Raw genomic sequence first — 22,307 nt, forward strand, 5'->3', positions numbered from 1 at the left:
CGCATATGGGACAGGCCCCGCCGGCGCCGGCGGGGCCTGTCCCATATGTGTGGTGCGGTCAGACCACCTGCTCACCGACGACGGCCGGTCGGCGGCCGGCGATGACCTTCCTCGCGAGCGATCGCGGGCTGGTCAGGAAGCCGTAGCCCCAGGACATGTGCATGGTGGCCAGGGCCACGGGGATCTGCGCCCGCGCCTTCAGCGGGAGGCCCTTGCCCGCGGGGAGTGACCCGGCGACGATCGCCGCGGCGTATCCCGCCGGGACCACGAACGCCCACGGGGTGATCGCGGCGCCGACGACGATGCCCGCGGCGATGGCGCAGACGGCGGTCGGCGGTGCCAGGTAGCGCAGGTTGATGGAGCCGGAGTGGTAGCGGGCGACGACATGGCGCCAGCGGCCGTAGTCCTTGTACTGCTTGGCGAGCGCGCGGACGCTGGGCCGCGGACGGTACTGGACCTTCAGCTCCGGCGAGAACCAGATGAGGCCGCCCGCCTCCCGGATCCTGAAGTTCAGCTCCCAGTCCTGGGCGCGGATGAACTCGACGTTGTAGCCGTCCGCCCGCTCCAGCGCCTCGCGGCGGAAGACCCCCAGATAGACGGTCTCGGCGGGGCCCGCGTTCCCACCGGTGTGGAACGCCGCGTTGCCGACGCCGATCTTCGAGGTCATCGCGGCGGCGACGGCCTCCTCCCAGGCGTTCTCGCCCTCGGCGTGCATGATGCCGCCGACGTTCTGCGCGCCGGTCTCCTCCAGGAGCCGGACGGCGGTCGCGATGTAGTTCGGCGAGAGCATGCCGTGGCCGTCCACGCGCACCACGATCGGGTGGCTGGACGCCTTTATCGCGGCGTTGAGCGCGGCAGGTGTGCGGCCGGTGGGGTTGGGCACCGTGTGGACCCGGGAGTCCTCCCGGACCAGCTCGGCCGCGATCTCGTCCGTACGGTCGTTCGAGGGGCCGAGGGCGATCACGACCTCCATCTCACCGGCGTACTCCTGCTCCAGGATGTGCCGGACCGAGTTCCTGAGATGGCGTTCCTCGTTGAGTACCGGCATGATCACGGAGACGGCGGGGTGCTGCGCGGCAGACATGTGGTCCTCGGGGGGTCCTCGGGGGTGCCAGGGCTTCCGGGGGTTTCGCACCCCAGGAGGTGGCGTGATTCGGCCGCCACGTTACCGCGAACGGGGGACTGCGGCGCGCGCCGCCGACTCTGTTGCCGGTCTGCAGATCGTATGGGCCTACCGTGCGAAAGTCCCACTCGCACCGCGGAGGTGTCCCCCGTGCCCACGCCGCACCGATCGCCCCGTCCACCGCACCCCCGCACCGCTGCACCGCAGCGCCGGCCCGCCCGGCCGTCCAAGCCCGGCGGCCGCGGGCGCAAGCGCGGCGGCCGGAAGACCGCACCCCGGTGGGGCATGAGGGTCGTCACCGGGCTGTCGGTGCTGGTACTCGGCGCCGGCGGTATCGGCCATGCGGTGGTGAGTGGTCTGGAGACAGGGATCGACCGTGTCGACCCCTTCAAGGACATGAAGAACCGCCCTCAGGGCGGACACGGCCTGAATCTCCTGCTCGTCGGCACCGACGGCCGCGACAAGATCACCAAGTCGGAGAAGAAGAAGTACAGGCTGGGCGGCGCACCCTGCCACTGCACCGACACCCTCATGCTCGTCCACCTCTCGGCGGACAAGCAGCGCGCCAGTGTCGTCAGCCTCCCGCGCGACAGCTACGCCGAACTCCCGGCGCACACCGACCGGACCACCGGCAAGCAGCACGCCGCGCACCCGGTGAAGCTCAACGCCGCCTACGCCGAGGGCGGACCGCACCTCACCGTGCGGACGGTCGAGGAGATGACCGGGGTCAAGATCGACCACTACCTGGAGGTCGACTTCACCAGCTTCATGAAGACCGTCGACACCCTGGGCGGGGTGGATATCTGCACCGCCAAGCCGCTGAAGGACACGTACACCGGGCTCGACCTGACGGCCGGCACCCACCGGCTGGACGGCGGCCGGGCGCTGCAGTACGTGCGCTCCCGCCACCTGGACGGAGCGTCCGACCTGGGCCGGATGCAGCGCCAGCAGAAGTTCATGGCCGCGCTGATCAAGCAGACGACCAGCAGCGGTGTGCTGATGAACCCGGTGAAGTTCCAGCAGGTCGCCTCGTCGATGCTCGAATCGGTGCGCGCCGACAAGGGCTTCGGGACGGAGCAGATGCTGCAGCTCGGCAAGGCCATGCGCGGCTTCACCCCGGCCTCGTCCGAGTTCGCCTCCGTACCCCTCCAGGAGGAGGGATTCCAGGTCAAGGGCATCGGCTCCACCGTGAAGTGGGACACGCGGAAGTCGGACAAGCTGTTTCGCGCCCTGCGCGAGGACCGGCCGCTCGCGCCGCAGCTGCCGAAGCAGCCCAGGGCGACCGTCGTCGGCGTGGCCCCGGAGCAGATCCGGGTGCAGGTCTACAACGGCACGCCCAAGGACGGGCTCGGTCAGGACGTCGACGCGGGGCTGCGCGGTACGGGTTTCAACACCACCCGGGCTCCGCTGAGCGGCGGTACGGGCGATCTGGCGCGGACCATCGTCAGTTACGACCCGCGGTGGGACCGGTCGGCCAGGTCCCTGGCCACCGCCCTGCCCGGATGCGAGCTGAGGGCGGTGAAGGGGCAGGGCGGGACCATGAAGGTCATCGCCGGGTCGGACTTCACCAAGGTGCGGCAGGTGAAGGCCGAAAACCCTCAGCGCGGCGAGTTCGGCACGGTCACGGGCGACCAGGTGGTCTGCCCGTGACCGGCCGGCCCGGCAGGAGTACCTGAGGCAGGCCCTCGCGGCGCCGGGAGACGGACGCGCGGTGCGCCCCCTCAGTCGTCGATGCCCTCGGCGGCGCGCTGCTCCCGGAGCTCCTTGATCGCGCGCCGCCTGGCGAGGCGGTGCGTCCGCCGGATCTGCGCCTCCTGGTAGCGGCGCTTGTCCCGCTCCGTCTCCGGCGCCACCGGCGGCACCCGCCGCGGCTTGCCGTCCTCGTCCACCGCTGTGAACACCAGGTACGCGCTGCCGACCTGCTGGGCCGGGGTGGACTCGTTCCACCGCTCGGCCATGACCCGGACGCCGACCTCCATCGAGGACCGCCCGGTCCAGTTCACCTGGGCGCGTACGTGAACAAGGTCACCCACCCGGACCGGCTCCAGGAAGACCATCTCGTCCATCGAGGCCGTCACCGCCGGGCCACCGGAGTGCCGGCCGGCGACCGCTCCGGCCGCGTCGTCGACCAGTTTCATGATCACGCCGCCGTGCACCGTGCCCAGGAGATTGGTGTCGCTGCCCGTCATGATGTGGCTGAGGGTGGTCCGGGAGGCCGCGGTCGGCTTGGCCGGAACATCGCTCTCCGGTGGCTGGGGCTGATCTGTCATACCGTCCACCTTATGCGGGGGCTTGCACCCGGTTGCATTGCATCAGCTTGGCAACAGCCGTGACCCGATCCCACGTACACCCTGTAAGAGCCACAGGTCGAGGCGGCACACTTGTCCGCATGAGCGATTGGCCCGAAGGACGTAACGGCGGACCCGGCGATGGCTACGGGCGCGGCAGTGGCAGCCCGCAGCCCGAGGGCGCCCGCGCCATGCCGCACGTCCGGCGGCGCCCGGCGCCCCCGCAGTCCCCGCCGCGCATCCCGCCGCAGCAGGGACAGGGTTACGACGACGGCCCCGGCTACGACAGCGGCTACAACACGGGCCAGGTCTACGGCGGCGGTCATGGCGGCGGTGGTCACGGAGGCGGCGGTCACGGCGGTGGCGGCTACGGCGGTGACGGCGGCTACGTCCGGCCCCGCCCCGCCCCGAACTGGGGCCGGCGCATCAAGGTCGGCGTGCTGACCCTGGTCGTCGTGGTGCTCGCCGTGTCCGTGGGCACGTACTTCTGGGCCGACGGCAAGCTCAAGCGCGACGTGGACCTCTCGAAGGTCATCGACCGCCCCTCCGAGGGCGACGGCACGAACTACCTGATCGTGGGCTCCGACAGCCGCGAGGGCCTGACCGCCGAGGACAAGAAGAAGCTGCACACCGGATCCGCGGAGGGCAAGCGGACCGACTCGATGTTGATCCTGCACGACGGTTCCAACGGGCCGACGCTGATCTCTCTGCCCCGCGACTCCAACGTCGAGATCCCCAGCTTCGTGGGCTCGGAGTCCGGCAAGACCTTCAAGGGCACCGGCCGCCAGGTGAAGCTGAACGCCGCGTACGCCGAGGACGGCCCCGAGCTGCTGGTCCGCACGGTCGAGTTCAACACCGGGCTGCGCATCGACCACTACGTCGAGATCGGCTTCGGCGGCTTCGCCAAGATCGTGGACGCGATCGGCGGCGTCGAGCTGGACATCCCCAAGGCCTTCAAGGACAAGAACTCCGGTGCCGACTTCCAGGCCGGCAAGCAGACGCTGAACGGTGAGCAGTCCCTCGCCTTCGTCCGCACCCGGTACGCGTTCGCGGGCAGCGACCTGGACCGCACGAAGAACCAGCAGAAGTTCCTCGCGGCCCTTGCCTCCCAGACGGCGACGCCGTCCACGGTCCTCAACCCCTTCAAGCTCTACCCGACGCTGGGCGCGGGCCTGGACACGCTGGTCGTCGACAAAGACATGTCGCTCTGGTCGCTCGGCAAGATGTTCCTCGCCATGAAGGGCGTCACGGGCGGCGAGGGCACGTCGATGAACATACCGATCTCGGGCAGCGTGGGCGGCAACCTGGTCTGGGACAAGGCCAAGGTCAAGCAGCTCGTGGAGCAGCTGAGGAACGACGAGAAGGTCACGGTCAGGGGCAACTGACCCACAGGCGTCGAGGAAGATCCGGACGGCGAACCGTCCGGATCTTCCTGTTTCCCCAGAACGTCTGTCTTCGCGCCTTGAGCCTCCCGGAGGGGTTGGCCGCCGGCGTACTCGCGCCCGCAGGCTCCCAGCGAGAAGGTGCCGCGTCCCGCTCTCCCCACCAGCCGAGGCACCAGGCTCGCCCACTTGCTCACCACGGCGCGCAAAAGACCGTCTGGTCCGCACTCGACCTCGCACCGTGACCGACGCCACCGGGTCGCGGAAACCCACGACCCGGTGAGCCGCGACGCGGCGCCCCACGACGCATAAGCCTTTAAAGAACTTGGGAAATCACCCTCCCCACCCAAACCCGACCCCATCTCGGTCTCGTCACTCGCGCGGGTGACATATGGCAACTGGGCTGGATTTGGAGTGGCTTGCCAGGCATATGCTCGCCCCGACCACCACAGACATGAGACGGCCCCCGGCCGGGACTGCGAATCCCGATCGAGGGCCTGACCACCGAGGAAGAGAACGCTTCCCGATGGATACCCCGCAGATTACCGCGCCCCCCCTGCGCCCGGCCCGGCTCTTCCAGGCACTCCACGCCGTCGTCCGGCGTCATCCACGCCAACGTCCGGCACGCAGCGGGCTTCACCGTCATCGGCAACCACCTGGCCCAGCACCGCGGCCTGTCGCTCGTCGCGATCGGCCTGGCCGTGCACATCCAGTCGCTGCCGGCCGGAGCCAGGATCGGCATCAAGCGCCTCGCCGAGCGTTTCCCGGAGAGCGAGACCCGCATCGCCGCCGCCCTGCGGGAGTTGGAGGCGACCGGTTACCTGCACCGCAGCCGCGTACGCCTCGCCGACGGCCGCGTCGTGACACGCACGGTCTCGTACAACCAGCCCGGCGCGGACGCCGCCGCCTCCACTGCGACGGCAGCACTCCCGAGGCCCCGGAACCGACGAGGGCAGACCGCGCACCCTCCGCACACCTCGGCCCGACAGTCTTACGCCCCCGCACCGGCGCCAGAGATCATCAGCGTGCCGCAGCCCACGCCGGTGCCCCTCCCGGCACCCTCACCACAGTCGCAGGACCGGCCACCACCGCCGGTGTCACCGCAGCCCGTGCCCGCATCGCAGCCGGCCCCGGCCCGCGTCCCGCCGCCCACCGCGCACACGACACCACCCGCACCGCTGCCGCAACCGCACACGCTCACCCCGGAACTCCAGCGAACAGCCGCCGCCGTCCTGGCCGACCTGCGCCGCCACACGCCTCAACTCGGTCTCACCGAGGGCGATATCCACACGCTCGCCCCGGGCGTCGCCGCCTGGCTGGAACGCGAGGCCCACCCCGACACCATCCGCCACGCCCTCACGGCCGACCTGCCCGTTCCCGTGAAGCACCCGGCGAAGTTCCTGCGGCACCGCATCACCGCGCTCCTGCCGCCCCCGCTCCCCGGAGCCCAGGACCTCGCGCCACCCGCCCGCCCCGGCGCGATCGTCATCCCGCTCCAGAACTGCGACCGCTGCGACCGCGCCTTCCGCTCCCGCTACCCCGGCCACTGCCGCGACTGCCGCCACTGCCGCACCGACCTGCCGACAGCCGCTTGACCAGCGGTTACACCAATCCACGATCCGAATGGACCTTCATGGTCAGCTCACCCCACGAAGCGATGCACCGCATCTTCCAGGAGCACCCCGACCTCTGGCATCGCGAACCCGCTCGTCGAACTCACCGCACAAGGCCTGGGCAACCGCCCCGCCGCACAGCAATGGAGGAACCTGGTGGCCGTGGACCTCTCCTTCTACACCTCACCCCTCTCCGAAGGAATCCGGGACGAAGGCCGAGCCGAAGGCCGAGCCGAAGACATCCTGCGGTTGCTCGAACTGCGCGGCGTCGCCATCCCCTCCGAGGCGCGAAAGAGGATCGCCGGCTGCGACGACCTGCACCTCCTGGGCCAGTGGTTCAGCCGCGCCGTCACCGCCACCACCGCGGAAGGCGTTTTCACCGAGGAGTAAGAGGTCGCGCAGATAGGCACGATGGAGGCCCCGATAGCAAGGCAGGCACAGGTCTTGGCGATCATGGAGTTGCGACGCTCTGTGATCACCGGAGGGGCCTGCCTGTACGGCCATCGTGGCTAACCGAACCGCACGACCTGCTCGGCCACCACGATCCGCAACCGCCGCGACGAGACGGACGATCTCCCTCACAGAGGGCTGCCGGACGACGCTGACCACGCGCCGAGACAACCCGGGCATCCTGCTGCTCCCGTCCGATCAGGGCGAGACCAGGCGACTCCTATTGCCCGCCGTCGCGTACGGACTTTTCGAGAAGCGTGAACGACTTGGGCGTGCCGCCCGGCTGCGGCTTGCCCTCCTTGTGCCCGACAACCTGATACCCGGCGTTGAGGTAGTACGCATTCAGGCGGACATTGCCTGCGAGGCAGTCCAGACGCACCGACTCTCGGCCCGCCTCGGCCACGCGGCGCTCCGCAACTCGCAGAAGCTGCCGCCCTGTCCCGGGCGGGACACTGTTGTGGTCCACCATCAGCCGGTGCACATAGCCGGCCGTCGGAGGCTGCGGCCCCCAAGCGTCCTCGTCCTCCCACCACAGCTCCCAGGCCCCGACCACACGATCGGCAGCCTCCGCGAGCCAAACCTCCCCGCTCTCCATGATCCGGCGGAAGTGGTCGCCGCCCAGCTCTCCTGGCCGCCACTGACCAGTGACGCCCTGGGTAAGCGTCCAGCAGGCAGCGGCGTCGCGCAGACGCACCAGAGCCGCAACGTCAGCATCGTCAGCGAGTCGGAAGCTCAGATCGTTCACGCCGCGATCTTCGCACGGGCATCTGCCCCTGCCTCGACCGGCCGCAGAGGCCTACCAGGAAGAGGTCGGGCACTGGCTCGATGGCCCGGCGGTCCAGGTGTCGGCTCACCGCGCTGACGGCCATGCTGGTCTCCTCATCGCGCAGAACAGCAGCCAGCAGGTCGGTTTCGTCCGCCGCGGCGACGGACTGCAGGGCCTGGAGGTAGCGGGCGAATCGCCGGTGTTCGGCGGGCTCGTCGCTCTGGCGCCGACTGTTCAAGCCGCCTTGGCCTTCCGTGAAGTACTGCATGGTCCACCCGCTGCGGCACTACTACCGGTCGCGACTGCTGTATGCCGGAGTCCCCGAGAACGACGTGGCCGACTGGATGGGCCACGGCAGCACGAACGTACTGAGGAAGTACTGCCACTACATCTTCGAAGGGGCCGAGCAGCGCGGCCGGGCCGCCATCGCGACGATGTCGACGCCCGGCGCCGACGACCCCACGGAGGCGACAGAGGTCGCCTGATCCGTGTACGACAACAGCCCCCGGCATCACGCCGGGGGCTGCGTTGTCTGTGCGGGTCAGTGGCCGTTTTCAGTACATCTTCTGACCTGCACAGATCCTGCTACGGCAGGTTCCGCGCCATCACGATCCGCTGAACCTGGTTCGTGCCCTCGTATATCTGCGTGATCTTGGCGTCGCGCATCATGCGCTCGACCGGGTAGTCGCGGGTGTAGCCGTAGCCGCCGAGCAGCTGGACGGCGTCCGTGGTGACCTCCATCGCGACGTCGGACGCGAAGCACTTGGCCGCGGCGCCGAAGAACGTCAGGTCGCCGTCGAGGCGCTCGGACTTGGCGGCCGCCGCGTAGGTGAGCTGGCGGGCGGCCTCCAGCTTCATCGCCATGTCGGCGAGCATGAACTGGATGCCCTGGAAGTCGGCGATCGGCTTGCCGAACTGCTTGCGCTCCTGGACGTAGCCCTTGGCGTAGTCGAGGGCGCCCTGGGCGATGCCGAGAGCCTGGGCCGCGATCGTGATGCGGGTGTGGTCCAGGGTCTTCATCGCGGTGGCGAAGCCGGTGCCCTCCTCGCCGATCATGCGGTCGGCGGGGATGCGGACGTTGTCGAGGTAGACCTCGCGCGTCGGGGAGCCCTTGATGCCGAGCTTCTTCTCCGGGGCGCCGAAGGAGACGCCCTCGTCGGACTTCTCGACGACGAACGCCGAGATGCCCTTTGAGCGCTTGGTCGGGTCGGTGACGGCCATCACCGTGTAGTACTCGGACTCGCCCGCGTTGGTGATCCACCGCTTCACGCCGTTGAGGACCCAGAAGTCGCCGTCGCGGACGGCCTTGGTCTTCATGCCGGCCGCGTCGGAGCCCGCGTCCGGCTCGGACAGGGCGTAGGAGAACATCGCGTCACCCTTGGCCAGCGGGCCGAGGTACTTCTTCTTGAGCGCCTCGGAGCCGGAGAGGATCACCGGGAGCGAGCCCAGCTTGTTCACGGCCGGGATCAGGGAGGAGGACGCGCAGACGCGGGCGACCTCCTCGATCACGATGACCGTGGCGAGCGCGTCTGCGCCCGCGCCGCCGTACTCCTCCGGAACGTGGACCGCGTGCAGGTCGGACGCGACCAGGGCGTCCAGGGCCTCCCTGGGGAAGCGCCCCTCCTCGTCCACCTCGGCGGCGAACGGGCCGATCTTCGCCTCGGCGAGCGAACGGATCGTCTCGCGGAGCATGTCGTGCTCCTCGGCCGGACGGTACAGGTCGAAGTCGGTCGAACCCGCCAAGACGTTCACTCCCCAAGGATGCTAACTACCGTTAAGTAACCGAATTTTAGTGGCCGTGCCCGGCCCAGGCATACGGGCGGGACACGTGAGCTTGCCGACAGCGCGCGGAGCCCTCTCGGAACAGGCCCTCCACAGGCCCCGGATATGCTCGGTCCGCACGTCTGTCCGCATCGTTCAGGAGCACCCATGGCCCTCAGGATCACCGTGATCGGCACCGGATACCTCGGCGCCACCCATGCCGCGGCCATGGCGGAGATGGGGTTCGAAGTCCTCGGGCTCGATGTCGTCCCCGAGAAGATCGAGATGCTCTCGGCGGGCCGGGTGCCCATGTACGAGCCGGGGCTCGAGGAGATCCTGCAGAAGCACGTCGCCGGCATCGAGGGCTCGACCGGGCGGCTGAGGTTCACCACCTCCTGGGAGGAGATCGGGGCCTTCGGCGACGTCCACTTCGTCTGTGTGAACACCCCCCAGAAGCACGGTGAGTACGCCTGCGACATGAGCTACGTGGACAGCGCCTTCGAGTCGCTGGCTCCGCAGCTGACCCGCCCCGCCCTGGTCGTCGGCAAGTCCACCGTGCCGGTGGGCTCCGCCGCACGGCTGGCCAGGCGGCTGGCCGAGCTGGCCCCGGTGGGCACGGACGCCGAACTGGCCTGGAACCCCGAGTTCCTCCGCGAGGGCTTCGCGGTCAAGGACACCCTGCACCCGGACCGGATCGTCGTCGGTGTGGAGAGCGAGCGGGCCGAGAAGCTGCTGCGCGAGGTGTACGCGGGCCCGGTCGCCGAGGGTTCGCCCTTCGTGGTGACGGACTTCCCGACCGCCGAGCTGGTCAAGACCTCGGCCAATTCCTTCCTCGCGACCAAGATCTCCTTCATCAACGCCATGGCGGAGGTCTGCGAGGCCGCCGACGGTGACGTGGTGAAGCTCGCCGAGGCCATCGGCCACGACGAGCGCATCGGGAAGAAGTTCCTGCGGGCCGGGATCGGCTTCGGCGGGGGCTGCCTGCCCAAGGACATCCGGGCCTTCATGGCCCGCGCCGGTGAGCTGGGCGCGGACCAGGCACTGACCTTCCTGCGGGAGGTCGACTCCATCAACATGCGCCGCCGCGGTCACATGGTCGAGCTGGCCCGCGAAGCCGTGGGCGGGGGCTCGTTCCTCGGGACCCGGGTCGCGGTGCTGGGCGCCACGTTCAAGCCGGACTCCGACGACGTACGCGACTCACCGGCCCTGAACGTCGCCGGGCAGATCCACCTCCAGGGCGGTCAGGTCACGGTCTTCGACCCGAAGGGCATGGACAACGCCCGGCGGCTCTTCCCGACGCTCGGTTACGCGGACACCGCGCTGGACGCGGTGCGCGGGGCCGACGTGGTGCTGCACCTGACGGAGTGGCGTGAGTTCCGGGAGCTGGACGCGGTGGCGCTGGGCGAGGCGGCCGGACGGCGGATCATCCTGGACGGCCGGAACGCGCTGGACGCGTCGGTGTGGAGGGACGCCGGATGGACGTACCGGGCGATGGGACGCCCGAAGGCCTGACACGGGTGAGGGGGCGGCCTCATCGGCCGCCCCGCTCATAGCTCCGCGCGGGTCAGTACGCCTGACCCTGCCCGTCGAGCGCGTCGATCGTCGCGTGGGACGGGCCGACGCGTGCGCCGAGGTCGGCCGCGACCGCTTCCGCGTCGCGCAGGACCCGGACCGCGTTCTGCCAGGTCAGCTTGGCAAGGTCCTTGTCGGACCAGCCGCGCGTGAGCAACTCCGCGATCAGGTGCGGGTAGCCCGACACGTCCTCCAGCTCCAGTGGGAGGAAGGCCGTTCCGTCGTAGTCGCCGCCGATGCCGACATGGTCGATGCCGGCGATCTCCCGCATGTGGTCGAGGTGGTCGGCGATCGTCGCCACGGTGGCCATCGGGCGCGGGTTGACCGCTTCGAAGTCCGCGTGGATCCGCATGGCGGCGGGAGTGGTGTCCAGGTGGTGCAGGCCGTGCTCCCGCATGTTGCGGTCGGCGGCGAGCGTCCACTCCACGGCCGCCGGCAGGACGAACTTCGGCACGAAGGTCGCCATGGCCACGCCACCGTTGGCCGCGAGCATCCGCAGGACGTCGTCGGGAATGTTCCTCGGGTGGTCGCAGACCGCGCGGGCCGAGGAGTGCGAGAAGATCACCGGCGCCACGGAGGTGGCGAGCGCGTCCCGCATCGTGGTGGCCGCCACGTGCGAGAGGTCGACCAGCATGCCGATGCGGTTCATCTCCCGCACGACCTCGCGGCCGAACTCCGACAGGCCGCCGACGCGCGGGGAGTCCGTCGCCGAGTCCGCCCAGTCGGTGTTGTCGTTGTGCGTGAGCGTCATGTAGCGGACACCGAGCGTGTGCAGGGCGCGCAGGGTGCCCAGGGAGTTGTTGATGGAGTGGCCGCCCTCGGCGCCCATCAGGGAGGCGATGCGGCCCTCGGCGCGGGCCCTCTCCATGTCGTCGGCGGTCAGGGCGCGCCGCAGGTCGGCCGGGTAGCGCGCGAGCATCTCCGCGACGACGTCGATCTGCTCCAGCGTGGCACTGACAGCGTCGTCACCGGCGAGGCTGGGTGCGACGTAGACGGACCAGAACTGGGCGCCGACGCCGCCGGCCCGCAGCCGCGGGATGTCGGTGTGCAGGGCGCCGGTCTGGTCCGAGGCGATGTCGCGGGCGTCCAGGTCGTAGCCGACCTGTTCGCGCAGGGCCCACGGGAGGTCGTTGTGACCGTCGACCACGGGGTGGTCGGCGAGCAGCAGACGGGCGCGTTCGAGGTTGCCGGGGATGCTCATGGATCGTCTACTTCCCGAAGCCGAAGGAGTCCGCGCTCTGGGTCTTGGCGCGCAGCCGCTTGCCCTTCTCCGTCGCCTGCTCCTTGAGGTCCTGCTGGAAGTCCTTCATGCGCGCGAGCAGCTCGCCGTCGTGGGCGGCGAGGATGCGGGCGGCGAGCAGGCCCGCGTTGCGCGCGCCGCCGACGGACACCGTGGCGACCGGGACCCCGGCCGGCATCTGGACGATGGACAGCAGGCTGTCCATACCGTCGAGGTACTTCAGCGGGACCGGCACGCCGATCACGGGCAGCGGGGTGACGGAGGCGAGCATGCCCGGGAGGTGGGCCGCTCCGCCCGCCCCCGCGATGATCGCCTTGAGACCGCGGTCCGCCGCCTCCTCGCCGTACGCGATCATCTCGTGCGGCATGCGGTGGGCGGAGACGACGTCGACCTCGTAGGGGATCTGGAACTCGTCGAGGGCCTTGGCGGAAGCTTCCATCACGGGCCAGTCGGAGTCCGAGCCCATGACGATCCCGACGACGGGTCCGGAGGCGGTGGCGCTCATTCGGTGATCGTTCCTCGCAGGTAGTCGGCCGCGTGCCGGGCGCGCTCCCGCACGTCCGCCAGGTCCTCGCCGTAGGTGTTGACGTGGCCGACCTTGCGACCGGGCTTCACGTCCTTGCCGTACATGTGGATCTTGAGCTGCGGGTCGCGCGCCATGCAGTGCAGGTACGCCTGGTACATGTCCGGGTAGTCGCCGCCAAGGACGTTGCACATGACCGTCCAGGTGGCGCGCGGGCGCGGGTCGCCGAGCGGGAGGTCCAGGACGGCCCGCACATGGTTGGCGAACTGCGAGGTGACCGCGCCGTCCTGGGTCCAGTGGCCGGAGTTGTGCGGACGCATCGCCAGCTCGTTGACGAGGATGCGTCCGTCACGCGTCTCGAAGAGCTCGACCGCGAGGTGGCCCACCACGCCGAGCTCGGCGGCGATCCTCAGCGCCAGCTGCTGGGCCTCGCCTGCGAGGCGCTCGTCCAGGTCGGGTGCCGGGGCGATGACGGTGTCGCAGACCCCGTCGACCTGCACGGACTCGACGACGGGGTAGGCGACGGCCTGGCCGTGCGGAGAGCGCACGATGTTGGCGGCGAGCTCCCGGACGAAGTCGACCTTCTCCTCGGCGAGGACCCCGACACCGGCCCTGAAGGGCTCGGCGGCCTCCGCCTCGGAGCGCACCACCCACACGCCCTTGCCGTCGTAACCGCCGCGGACCGTCTTCAGGATGACCGGGAAGCCCCCCACCTCTTCGGCGAAGGCGGCGGCGTCGGCCGCGTCCCGGACGATGCGGTGGCGGGGGCACGGCGCGCCGATCTCCGTGAGCTTGGCGCGCATCACCCCCTTGTCCTGGGCGTGCACCAGGGCGTCGGGGCCGGGGCGTACGGGGATGCCGTCCGCTTCCAGGGCCCGCAGGTGCTCGGTGGGCACGTGCTCGTGATCGAAGGTGATCACGTCGCAGCCGCGCGCGAAGGCGCGCAGCGTCTCCAGGTCGCGGTAGTCGCCGACGACGACCTCGCTCACCACCTGGGCCGCCGAGTCCTGCGGGGTGTCACTGAGGAGCTTGAACTTGAGGCCGAGGGGGATGCCCGCCTCGTGGGTCATACGGGCGAGCTGACCGCCGCCGACCATGCCGACTACAGGAAACGTCACGTCTCCAGGGTATCGGGCGCGCGGGAGGTCCCTTCACCCTGACCGAACCCAGCATGATCCAAACGAGAGGCCCTAGCATGGCCGGGTTGACGAAACCGAACGGACGGGGCTGAGCGATCACCATGAGCGAACGGGGCGCACTGCGGACCCGGCTTGATCTGCTGGCCCGGGAGGTCGCCAAGTTCGGCGCGGTGGGCGCACTCGGGCTGGTCGTCAACATCGCCGTGTCCAACCTGATCTGGCGCACCACCGACATCCCGGTGGTGCGCGCCGGGCTGCTGGGGACGGTCGTCGCCATCCTCTTCAACTACGTGGGCTTCCGGTACTGGACCTACCGGGACCGCGACAAGACCGGCCGGACCCGGGAACTGATGCTGTTCCTGCTGTTCAGTGCCGTCGGTGCGGTGATCGAGACGGGTCTGCTGTACACGGCGACGTACGGCTTCGGGTGGAACAGTCCGGTCCAGAGCAACGTCTTCAAGATCCTCGGGATCGGGATCGCCACACTGTTCCGCTTCTGGTCGTACCGCACCTGGGTCTTCAAGGCGCTGCCCGCCGAGGAGGCCGTGCTCGACACGGAGCGATTTCTGGGGCAGCGGCGGCCCACCGACGAGGTAGCACCGGGGCCCATGGCCCACTGAACCGCACACCGTCCATGACGTGCGGGCCTTCCGCGGCCGGGTGCCCTCAGGTCAGCGCACCGGTCGCGCGGATTCCGCGCGGTTCGGGGCGACCCGGCTGAGGAAGAGGGCGAAGACCGGGGGCTGCTGCTGGAGCAGTTCGAGCCGCCCCCCGTCGGCCTCCGCGAGGTCACGGGCCACCGCGAGGCCGATCCCGGTGGAGTTGCGGCCGCTGATGGTGCGTTCGAAGATCCGCGCGCCGAGGTCGGCGGGGACACCGGGCCCCTCGTCGGTCACCTCGACGACGACCTGGTTGCCGGCGACCCGGGTGCGCAGGGCGACCGTTCCGCCCCCGTGCATCAGCGAGTTCTCGATCAGCGCGGCGAGCACCTGCGCCACCGCACCGGGGGTGCCGACCGCGGTCAGTCCGTGCTTGCCCGAGCAGACGACGGCGCGGCCCGCGCTCCGGTAGGCGGGGCGCCACTCCTCGATCTGCTGCTTGACGATCTCGTCGAGGTCGAAGACGACGGCAGAGCCGGTGCGTGGGTCACGCGAATTGGTCAGCAGCCGCTGCACCACGTCCGTGAGGCGTTCGACCTGGGTGAGCGCGATGTTCGCCTCTTCCTTCACCGTGTCCGGATCGTCTGTGACCGAGATCTCCTCGATGCGCATGGACAGGGCCGTCAGAGGCGTACGGAGCTGATGGGACGCGTCCGCGGCGAGGCGGCGCTCCGCCGTCAGCATCCTCGCGATGCGCTCCGCGGAGGAGTCCAGGACGTCGGCGACCCGGTCCAGCTCCGTCACGCCGTACCGCTTGTGCCGGGGGCGCGGGTCGCCCGAGCCGAGGCGCTCGGCCGTCTCGGCGAGGTCGATGAGCGGAGAGGTCAGCCTGTTGGCCTGGCGTACGGCGAGGAGCACCGCGGAGACGATGGCGAGCAGGGCGACCGCCCCGATGATCATCAGGGTCCGGCCGACCTCCCGGGTCACGGCGGAGCGGGACTCCTCGACGGTGACCTTCTCGCCCTGCTCCCCCGTCTCGGTGCTGCGGATGACGCCGCCGTCGGGGCGCTCGCCGACCTCGATCGGGGAACGTCCCGGGATCTCGACACGGGCGTACCGGCTGGGGTCAACCTGCTCGGACAGCACTCCGGGGGTGATGCGCTCGGCACCGAGCAGGCGGCTCTCGACCACGCTGATCAGCCGGAAGGCTTCGGAATCGACGCTCTCCTGCGCGCTGTTGCTGATGGTCCGGGTCTCGACGATGACGAGGGACACGCCGAAGACGGCGATCACGACGAGCACCACGGCGAGCGTGGAGTTGATCAGTCGGCGGCGCATGAGTGTCTCTGTACGTCAGCTCTTCTCGAACCGGAAGCCGACGCCCCGCACGGTGGCGATGTAGCGCGGGTTGGCCGCGTCGTCGCCGAGCTTCTTGCGCAGCCAGGAGATGTGCATGTCGAGGGTCTTGGTCGACGACCACCAGGTGGTGTCCCAGACCTCACGCATCAGCTGGTCGCGGGTGACGACCCGGCCGGCGTCCCGCACGAGGACCCGCAGCAGGTCGAACTCCTTGGCGGTGAGCTGGAGTTCCTCGTCGCCCATCCACGCACGGTGGGACTCGACGTCGATCCTGACGCCGTGGGTGGCGGGCTGCGGGGCGGGCTCGGTGGCACCGCGGCGCAGCAGGGCGCGGACCCTGGCGAGGAGCTCGGCCAGGCGGAAGGGCTTGGTGACGTAGTCGTCGGCCCCGGCGTCCAGGCCGACCACGGTGTCGACCTCGTCGGCCCGGGCGGTCAGCACCAGGATCGGTACGGCGTGACCGTCGGCCCGCAGCCGCCTCGCGACCTCCAGGCCGTCCATGCCGGGCAGTCCCAGGTCGAGGACGACCAGGTCGACGCCCCCCTGGAGTCCGGCGTCGAGTGCGGTCGGACCGTCCTCGCGGACCTCGACCTCGTAGCCCTCCCGGCGCAGGGCACGGGCCAGTGGCTCCGAGATGGATGCGTCGTCCTCGGCGAGCAGTACACGGGTCATGCAGTGATGGTAGTCCGCGCGGGACCGCCCAGGTGAAGCACTCAGCGGACCCTGCGGGTTAGGGCCACGAATCGGTCAGAGACCTTTGAATGTGGGACCTTGGTTCCATCAGGGCCTGTGATCCACGCCTCAAGTCCTTCCGTATCACCGCGTGTCATGCCGTATGGTTTCTCAACGCCTGTTGCACCACCGAAGGACCTTTGGGCAGCTTTTCGTGCCAAGGGTCGCTTTTGTGTATGGGCCGGTCCCCTCACCGGCCCCCATCAGTGAATGACCTGTGGGCCGGGCCCGGAGCGCGACGACGCACGCCGGGCGTGGATCCCGGAGCGGTCTGTCCCCCACGACTCCGCACCCGAACTCCTCCACGGAGCGGGCGACCGGATCGGATCCCCTCGAGGCGTCGGGGGCGGGACACGTCCGCGACGGTGCCGGCTACCCCCCACCGGGCGCGTATCGCTTTCGAGGCGGCGCGTCCCGACCAGCAAGGATCGACCATGGCGTCAAGCCTGACGAAGGCCTCGGCCAGTACGACTGGTTCGCAGAAGACCTTCTTCGGCCACCCCCGCGGCCTGGCCACTCTCTTCATGACGGAGATGTGGGAGCGCTTCAGCTACTACGGCATGCGCGCCCTCCTCCCGCTCTACCTGATCGCTCCCAACGGGCTTCACATGAACCCCGCCACGGCCACGGCGATCTACTCGGTCTACCTGTCGCTGGTGTATCTGCTCGCCATGCCCGGCGGCTGGTTCGGCGACCGTGTCTGGGGTCCGCGCAAGACCGTCGCCATCGCCGGCGGCGTCATCATGCTCGGCCACGTGACGCTGGCCCTGCCGACCCAGGGAACGTTCTTCGCCGGACTCGGCCTGGTCGCGATCGGCTCCGGTCTGCTGAAGTCCAACATCTCCACGATGGTCGGCCACCTCTACGACGGCCCGGACGACCCGCGCCGTGACGGTGGCTTCACGATCTTCTACATGGGCATCAACATGGGTGCCTTCGCCGCACCGCTGATCATCGGCACCGTCGGCGAGGACGTGAACTGGCACTTCGGGTTCGCGCTCGCGGCCGTCGGCATGGGGCTCGGCGTCGCCCAGTTCCTGCTCGGCACCCGCCACCTGGACAAGCGCAGCCTGGTCGTGCCCAAGCCGCTCTCCGCCGACGAACGCGCCGCCACGCTGCGCAAGTCGATGATCTGGCTGGGCGTCGCGGCCGTCTTCTACATCGGCACGGTCGTCACCGGCGTCTACACGCTCAACTGGCTGCTGGTCCCGATCACCATCGCCGGTCTGGTCATCCCGGTCGTGGTCCTGGCGCGCATCAAGCGCGACAAGGACCTCAGCGACGCCGAGCAGAAGAAGATGTCCGGATACATCTGGTTCTTCGTGGCCGCCGCCATCTTCTGGATGATCTACGACCAGGGCGGTTCGACCCTCGCGATCTTCGCAGACGCGTCGGCGAAGAACTCCGTCCTCGGGTGGGACTTCCCCGTCTCCTGGTACCAGTCGGTCAACCCGGTCCTGATCATGGCGCTGGCCCCGGTCTTCGCCGCCTTCTGGATCGCGCTGAACCGGCGGGGCAAGGAACCCAGCACGATCGTGAAGTTCAGCTCCGGTCTGGTGCTCGTCGGTGCGTCGTTCTTCCTCTTCCTGGCGCCGCTGACCATCGCGGGCGACGGCCACAAGGCCGCCGCGCTGTGGCTCGTCGCGATCTACTTCGTGCAGACCGTCGCGGAGCTGACGCTCTCACCGGTCGGCCTCTCGGTCACCACGAAGATGGCTCCGGCCAAGTACGCCAGCCAGATGATGGGTATCTGGTTCCTGGCCGTGACCGCGGGTGACTGCACCACAGGTCTGCTGTCCATCGCGGGAGTCGACCTGAACGGCACCGGCATCGTGGCCCTTCAGGCCGCCCTCGCGGCAGTCGCCGGTGTGGCGATCTTCATGTACCGCGGCAAGGTCAAGGCCCTCATGGGCAACGTCCGCTGACACCGGCCCGTCCGGACACACGACAGGGCCGCCGCACCGATCCGGTGCGGCGGCCCTGATCCGTCTGCGTGGGACGTCCGTGACTCCGCTTGGGGCGGTCCGCTCGCTCGTCCGTGACGCGCGAGGACGGCTCGTGGGCTACGCGGGTGCGGCGAGCTCCGCCCAGACGGTCTTGCCTGGGCCGTCCGGCGTGCGGGTCACACCCCAGTCCAGGCACAGCCGCTGCACGATGAACATGCCGTGCCCGCCCGGGCGCCCGGCGCGGTGCGGGGTACGCGGCGTGGGCTGGCCCGCGCCACCGTCCATGACCTCGACCCTGAGCGCTTTGGGCGAGTGGCCGAGACGGATCTCCTCGGGACCGCCCGCGTGCAGACAGGCGTTCGTCACCAGCTCGGAGACGACCAGGAGGACGTCCTCGGCGGCGGCACGCCGGTCCGCTCCCGTCGCCGGCAGCCAGCCCCAGTCATGGAGTGCCTGCCGGGCGAAGTCGCGGGCCGTGGGCACGATGCCACTGGCGTCCCTCAGCGAGAGCGTGCGCCACTGCCGGTCGGCCGGAGCGGCAGAGCCAGTGCCCGTACCGTCCGGCTCGCGGCCGAGGCCGCCCGGCGGATGCTGCCGGGTGGTGCTCATCAGCGCTTCACCTCACCGATTCACCGTGTTGCCACGAACAGATATTGACCAGATACAGAGTGTGCGGGCTTGCTGACCCCGACGGGTCTCTCCTGCCCTGCCGAATGGTGACAACACCCACTTCGCCTACGCCAACAGCGTGACTCGGGCGACAGTCGGGGCCACAGAGGCCGGGGAAAGGCATGAGGAGTGCCCTTATCAGCTGTTCAGAGCGTCTTCGAGCGAAGCGTGCACGGTGAAGACCGCTTCCGCTCCCGTGATCTCGAAGACGCGGGCCACCACGGGCTGCATTCCGGCCAGGTGGACCCCACCGCCGGCGGTCTCGGCCTGGAGGCGCGCGCCCAGCAGCACGTTCAGTCCAGTGGAATCACAGAAGTCGAGCCGCGCGCAGTCGACCACCAGGCGCGTACGCCCTTGCTCGATCGCGTTCTCCAGGGGTTCCCTGAGCAGATCGGCGGTGTGGTGATCGAGCTCACCCGCCGGCGTCACGACTTCGCTGCGCCCTTCGGTGCGGACCTCGACATTCAGCCGACCCCGGTTCGCGCTCCCGACCGTCCCGCGGTCCATCGCTGTTCCTCTTCGCCGTCCGTCACTACCCGCGGCACCCTGTGTGCGCGGCTTCATCGTGGCTACCCCCGACGTGCGTGAAACATTACGCGTTTCCCTCGCCACAGGGTAGTCGAAGAACTCCATAAACCGGACATACGCGCTGATTTGGCGCTTGTAACTCAAGGCTCGGACCGGGTATGGGTAGAGGGACATCACCACCAGGAACCCGATCGGCTTCGGAGGCGCCGCTTCACCGCAGGAACACGTATGGGCATCGGCAGCCATATGCCGAGAACGATGGAGGAGACCCATGTCACCCCGGCTCGACGTATCGCGTACCCGTATCGCGACGTCGGCATGTCCCCAGGGACCGACCGATTCCGACTCCGCTGCAGCGAGCGCCGTATCCGGCCAGCGCACCGGCACCACAGACACCGTCGGCACCACGGCCGACCGGACCGCCGAGGACAACTGCCCGGACGAAGGGCTCGACGGCCTCCCCGAGATCCCGCACTACGCCGGGATCGGCGCGGTCGACGCCAGGGCGTTGTCGAAGACGCTCTTCGTACGACTCGAAGCCCTCGAGGAGGGCACGCACGAGTACGCGTACGTCCGCAACACCCTCGTCGAACTCAACCTCGCACTGGTCAAGTTCGCCGCCGCCCGGTTCCGCTCGCGCAGCGAGCCGATGGAGGACATCGTCCAGGTCGGCACGATCGGCCTGATCAAGGCGATCGACCGCTTCGAGCTCAGCCGGGGCGTCGAGTTCCCGACGTTCGCGATGCCCACCATCATCGGCGAGATCAAGCGCTTCTTCCGCGACACCAGCTGGTCCGTGCGCGTCCCGCGCCGGCTCCAGGAGCTGCGGCTCGACCTCGCCAAGGCGGGCGACGAACTGGCCCAGAAGCTGGACCGCGCGCCCACGGTCGCCGAACTCGCCGAGCGGCTCGGCATCGGCCGGGACGAGGTCGTCGAGGGCATGACCGCGAGCAACGCGTACACCGCGAGCTCCCTGGACGCCAAGTTCGACGACAACGACGACGGCAGCGAGGGCGCTCTCGCGGACCGCATCGGCTACGAGGACGACGGCCTCGAAGGCATCGTGTACGTCGAGTCGCTCAAGCCGCTCATCGCCTCGCTGCCGACACGCGACCGCACGATCCTGTCGCTGCGCTTCGTCGCCAACATGACGCAGTCCGAGATCGGTGAAGAGCTCGGCATCTCGCAGATGCACGTGTCCCGGCTGCTCTCCCGGACGCTCGTCAAGCTCAGGAAGGGCCTGACCATCGACGAGTGACCGGTGGCTCCGAGCACCACGGAACAGCCTTGCGGAAGGACCCGACCCGGTCGACGGGCGGGTCCTTCCGCATGGCAGTGCCGGATTCGCCCGTGCTCGGGCTTCCTTGCCACCCGCGGACCTCCGCCGGTCCGCCCGCCGGACCGGTCAGACGACCTGCCTGCCGCTCCTCCACACCGCGCGGACCAGGGGGACCCCCGGCCTGTAGGCGAGGTGGACGTGGCTCGGCGCGTCGAGGAGTACGAGGTCGGCGCGGGCCCCTGGGGTGATGCGGCCGACGTCGGTGCGGCGCAGCGCGGCGGCGCCCCCGGCGGTGGCGGACCAGAGCGCTTCATCGGGGGTCATGCCCATGTCTCTTACGGCGAGGGCGATGCAGAACGGCATGGACGAGGTGAACGAGGAGCCCGGGTTGCAGTCCGTGGACAGTGCCACGGTGGCGCCCGCGCCGAGGATACGGCGGGCGTCCGGCCAGGCGGCGCGGGTCGAGAACTCCGCGCCGGGCAGCAGGGTGGCGACCGTGTCGCCCTGGCCGAGCGCTTCGAGGTCGGCGTCGGTGAGGTGCGTGCAGTGGTCGGCGGACGCGGCACCGAGTTCGACCGCGAGCAGGACGCCGGGCCCGTGCCCCAGCTGATTGGCGTGGACACGAGGTTGCAGACCCCTGGCCAGGCCTGCGGTGAGGATGGTGCGTGCCTGGTCCTCGTCGAAGGCGCCCCGCTCGCAGAAGACGTCGATCCAGCGGGCGTGCGGGGCACAGGCTTCCAGCATCGGGCCGGTGACCAGCTCCACGTAGCCGGCGGGGTCGTCGGCGTAGTCGGGGGGCACGATGTGGGCGCCGAGGTAGGTGACCTCGTCGGTGTGGCGGGCGGCGATGCGCAGGGCGCGCGCCTCGTCCTCGACGGTGAGGCCGTAGCCGGACTTGGTCTCGAAGGTGGTGGTGCCCTGCCGGAGCGCCTCGGCCAGGTAGCGGGCGACGTTGGCGGAGAGCTCCTCGTCGGAGGCGGCGCGGGTCGCGGCCACGGTGGTGCGGATGCCGCCGGCGGAGTAGGCACGGCCGGACATACGGGCGTTGAACTCGGCGGTGCGGTCCCCGGCGAAGACCAGGTGGGAGTGGGAGTCGACGAAGCCGGGGACGACGGCCCGGCCCCCGGCGTCGACGGCGTTGTCAGTGGCAGGTGTTCTGCTTGATTCACCGGTCCACACGATGCGGTCGCCCTCGATGACGACGGCCGCGTCCTGGATCAGGCCCAGGGGGGTCCCGTCACCGAGGGAGGGGTCGTTGGTGACCAGGTTCGCGATGTGGGTGATGGCGGTCGTCGTGGTCGTCGTCATCCGGAGGCAGCTTTCGTCGTGTTCGGCCGG

General features: G+C 69.7%; 22 protein-coding genes. 9 read left to right on the forward strand and 13 right to left on the reverse strand.

Annotated features, from left to right (window positions below; genetic code table 11):
- Positions 1 to 58: 58 nt before the first annotated feature.
- Entirely contained in the window at positions 59 to 1,084 is a 1,026-nt protein-coding gene (locus ACFU5K_RS22625; protein ID WP_384064554.1) for a glycosyltransferase family 2 protein, read from the reverse strand.
- A 324-nt stretch (positions 1,085 to 1,408) separates the two neighbouring features.
- On the opposite strand from ACFU5K_RS22625, the gene ACFU5K_RS22630 reads away from it, so the two are divergent.
- Positions 1,409 to 2,773, forward strand: a complete 1,365-nt coding sequence (locus ACFU5K_RS22630) for an LCP family protein (protein ID WP_384064557.1) — start codon at positions 1,409 to 1,411, stop codon at positions 2,771 to 2,773.
- 71 nt (positions 2,774 to 2,844) lie between these two features.
- Here the strand turns inward: ACFU5K_RS22630 and ACFU5K_RS22635 are convergent, their stop codons facing one another.
- Complete coding sequence (locus ACFU5K_RS22635) at positions 2,845 to 3,393, reverse strand: acyl-CoA thioesterase (RefSeq protein WP_384064559.1); 549 nt, start codon at positions 3,391 to 3,393, stop codon at positions 2,845 to 2,847.
- Between the two features lie 119 nt (positions 3,394 to 3,512).
- On the opposite strand from ACFU5K_RS22635, the gene ACFU5K_RS22640 reads away from it, so the two are divergent.
- The 3 genes from ACFU5K_RS22640 (at position 3,513) to ACFU5K_RS22650 (ending at position 6,796) form a co-directional block, all read left to right on the forward strand.
- Positions 3,513 to 4,796, forward strand: coding sequence for an LCP family protein (locus tag ACFU5K_RS22640; protein WP_384064561.1), 1,284 nt, complete (start codon positions 3,513 to 3,515; stop codon positions 4,794 to 4,796).
- Positions 4,797 to 5,323: 527 nt separating this feature from the next.
- Complete coding sequence (locus ACFU5K_RS22645; RefSeq protein WP_384064641.1) at positions 5,324 to 6,388, forward strand: helix-turn-helix domain-containing protein; 1,065 nt, start codon at positions 5,324 to 5,326, stop codon at positions 6,386 to 6,388.
- 174 nt (positions 6,389 to 6,562) lie between these two features.
- Positions 6,563 to 6,796, forward strand: a complete 234-nt coding sequence (locus ACFU5K_RS22650; RefSeq protein WP_384064564.1) for a hypothetical protein — start codon at positions 6,563 to 6,565, stop codon at positions 6,794 to 6,796.
- A gap of 280 nt (positions 6,797 to 7,076) precedes the next feature.
- Here the strand turns inward: ACFU5K_RS22650 and ACFU5K_RS22655 are convergent, their stop codons facing one another.
- Together ACFU5K_RS22655 and ACFU5K_RS22660 are read right to left on the reverse strand one after the other, a co-directional pair.
- Positions 7,077 to 7,601 (reverse strand): GNAT family N-acetyltransferase, encoded by a 525-nt coding sequence (locus ACFU5K_RS22655; protein ID WP_384064567.1) that lies wholly within the window; start codon positions 7,599 to 7,601, stop codon positions 7,077 to 7,079.
- Positions 7,573 to 7,860 carry a hypothetical protein gene (locus ACFU5K_RS22660; RefSeq protein ID WP_384064570.1) on the reverse strand — a complete coding sequence of 96 codons (288 nt, stop codon included), beginning with the start codon at positions 7,858 to 7,860 and terminating at the stop codon, positions 7,573 to 7,575. The genes ACFU5K_RS22655 and ACFU5K_RS22660 overlap by 29 nt, the downstream gene beginning before the upstream one ends.
- Before the next feature lie 28 nt (positions 7,861 to 7,888).
- Here ACFU5K_RS22660 and ACFU5K_RS22665 point away from each other — a divergent pair, with 28 nt between their 5' ends.
- A complete protein-coding gene (locus ACFU5K_RS22665; RefSeq protein ID WP_384064573.1) occupies positions 7,889 to 8,107 on the forward strand; it encodes a hypothetical protein in 219 nt (72 codons plus the stop codon).
- A 100-nt stretch (positions 8,108 to 8,207) separates the two neighbouring features.
- Here ACFU5K_RS22665 and ACFU5K_RS22670 read toward each other — a convergent pair whose 3' ends face one another.
- Positions 8,208 to 9,365, reverse strand: a complete 1,158-nt coding sequence (locus ACFU5K_RS22670) for an acyl-CoA dehydrogenase (protein ID WP_384064643.1) — start codon at positions 9,363 to 9,365, stop codon at positions 8,208 to 8,210.
- A gap of 186 nt (positions 9,366 to 9,551) precedes the next feature.
- Between ACFU5K_RS22670 and ACFU5K_RS22675 the strand changes: the two genes are divergently transcribed.
- The gene (locus tag ACFU5K_RS22675; RefSeq protein ID WP_384064575.1) at positions 9,552 to 10,895 is read left to right on the forward strand and encodes a UDP-glucose dehydrogenase family protein; all 1,344 of its coding nucleotides are present in this window, start codon (positions 9,552 to 9,554) and stop codon (positions 10,893 to 10,895) included.
- Positions 10,896 to 10,947: 52 nt separating this feature from the next.
- Here the strand turns inward: ACFU5K_RS22675 and ACFU5K_RS22680 are convergent, their stop codons facing one another.
- Genes ACFU5K_RS22680 through ACFU5K_RS22690 form a run of 3 tightly spaced genes read right to left on the reverse strand, consistent with a single transcriptional unit; the run spans position 10,948 to position 13,836 of the window.
- Positions 10,948 to 12,156: a dipeptidase gene (locus ACFU5K_RS22680; protein ID WP_384064578.1), complete on the reverse strand. Its 1,209-nt coding sequence runs from the start codon at positions 12,154 to 12,156 to the stop codon at positions 10,948 to 10,950.
- A 7-nt stretch (positions 12,157 to 12,163) separates the two neighbouring features.
- Positions 12,164 to 12,700 (reverse strand): 5-(carboxyamino)imidazole ribonucleotide mutase, encoded by a 537-nt coding sequence (gene purE, locus ACFU5K_RS22685; RefSeq protein ID WP_384064580.1) that lies wholly within the window; start codon positions 12,698 to 12,700, stop codon positions 12,164 to 12,166.
- The gene (locus ACFU5K_RS22690) at positions 12,697 to 13,836 is read right to left on the reverse strand and encodes a 5-(carboxyamino)imidazole ribonucleotide synthase (RefSeq protein WP_384064583.1); all 1,140 of its coding nucleotides are present in this window, start codon (positions 13,834 to 13,836) and stop codon (positions 12,697 to 12,699) included. The genes purE and ACFU5K_RS22690 overlap by 4 nt, the downstream gene beginning before the upstream one ends.
- A 122-nt stretch (positions 13,837 to 13,958) precedes the next feature.
- Here ACFU5K_RS22690 and ACFU5K_RS22695 point away from each other — a divergent pair, with 122 nt between their 5' ends.
- A complete protein-coding gene (locus tag ACFU5K_RS22695) occupies positions 13,959 to 14,477 on the forward strand; it encodes a GtrA family protein (RefSeq protein WP_384064586.1) in 519 nt (172 codons plus the stop codon).
- Positions 14,478 to 14,528: 51 nt separating this feature from the next.
- On the opposite strand, the gene ACFU5K_RS22700 is transcribed toward ACFU5K_RS22695, so the two are convergent.
- Positions 14,529 to 15,794, reverse strand: coding sequence for an ATP-binding protein (locus ACFU5K_RS22700; RefSeq protein WP_384064588.1), 1,266 nt, complete (start codon positions 15,792 to 15,794; stop codon positions 14,529 to 14,531).
- A 15-nt stretch (positions 15,795 to 15,809) separates the two neighbouring features.
- Positions 15,810 to 16,487, reverse strand: coding sequence for a response regulator transcription factor (locus ACFU5K_RS22705; RefSeq protein WP_031098784.1), 678 nt, complete (start codon positions 16,485 to 16,487; stop codon positions 15,810 to 15,812).
- 494 nt (positions 16,488 to 16,981) lie between these two features.
- Between ACFU5K_RS22705 and ACFU5K_RS22710 the strand changes: the two genes are divergently transcribed.
- A complete protein-coding gene (locus ACFU5K_RS22710; RefSeq protein ID WP_384064591.1) occupies positions 16,982 to 18,472 on the forward strand; it encodes an oligopeptide:H+ symporter in 1,491 nt (496 codons plus the stop codon).
- A gap of 138 nt (positions 18,473 to 18,610) precedes the next feature.
- Here ACFU5K_RS22710 and ACFU5K_RS22715 read toward each other — a convergent pair whose 3' ends face one another.
- Entirely contained in the window at positions 18,611 to 19,102 is a 492-nt protein-coding gene (locus tag ACFU5K_RS22715; RefSeq protein WP_384064594.1) for an ATP-binding protein, read from the reverse strand.
- Positions 19,103 to 19,300: 198 nt separating this feature from the next.
- Positions 19,301 to 19,669, reverse strand: a complete 369-nt coding sequence (locus tag ACFU5K_RS22720) for an STAS domain-containing protein (RefSeq protein ID WP_384064597.1) — start codon at positions 19,667 to 19,669, stop codon at positions 19,301 to 19,303.
- Between the two features lie 292 nt (positions 19,670 to 19,961).
- On the opposite strand from ACFU5K_RS22720, the gene ACFU5K_RS22725 reads away from it, so the two are divergent.
- Positions 19,962 to 20,948, forward strand: coding sequence for an RNA polymerase sigma factor SigF (locus ACFU5K_RS22725; protein ID WP_384064600.1), 987 nt, complete (start codon positions 19,962 to 19,964; stop codon positions 20,946 to 20,948).
- 147 nt (positions 20,949 to 21,095) lie between these two features.
- On the opposite strand, the gene hutI is transcribed toward ACFU5K_RS22725, so the two are convergent.
- Positions 21,096 to 22,277, reverse strand: a complete 1,182-nt coding sequence (gene hutI / locus ACFU5K_RS22730) for an imidazolonepropionase (RefSeq protein WP_384064603.1) — start codon at positions 22,275 to 22,277, stop codon at positions 21,096 to 21,098.
- Positions 22,278 to 22,307: the final 30 nt, after the last annotated feature.

The organism is Streptomyces sp. NPDC057428 (assembly GCF_042803195.1).
Lineage (GTDB): Bacteria > Actinomycetota > Actinomycetes > Streptomycetales > Streptomycetaceae > Streptomyces.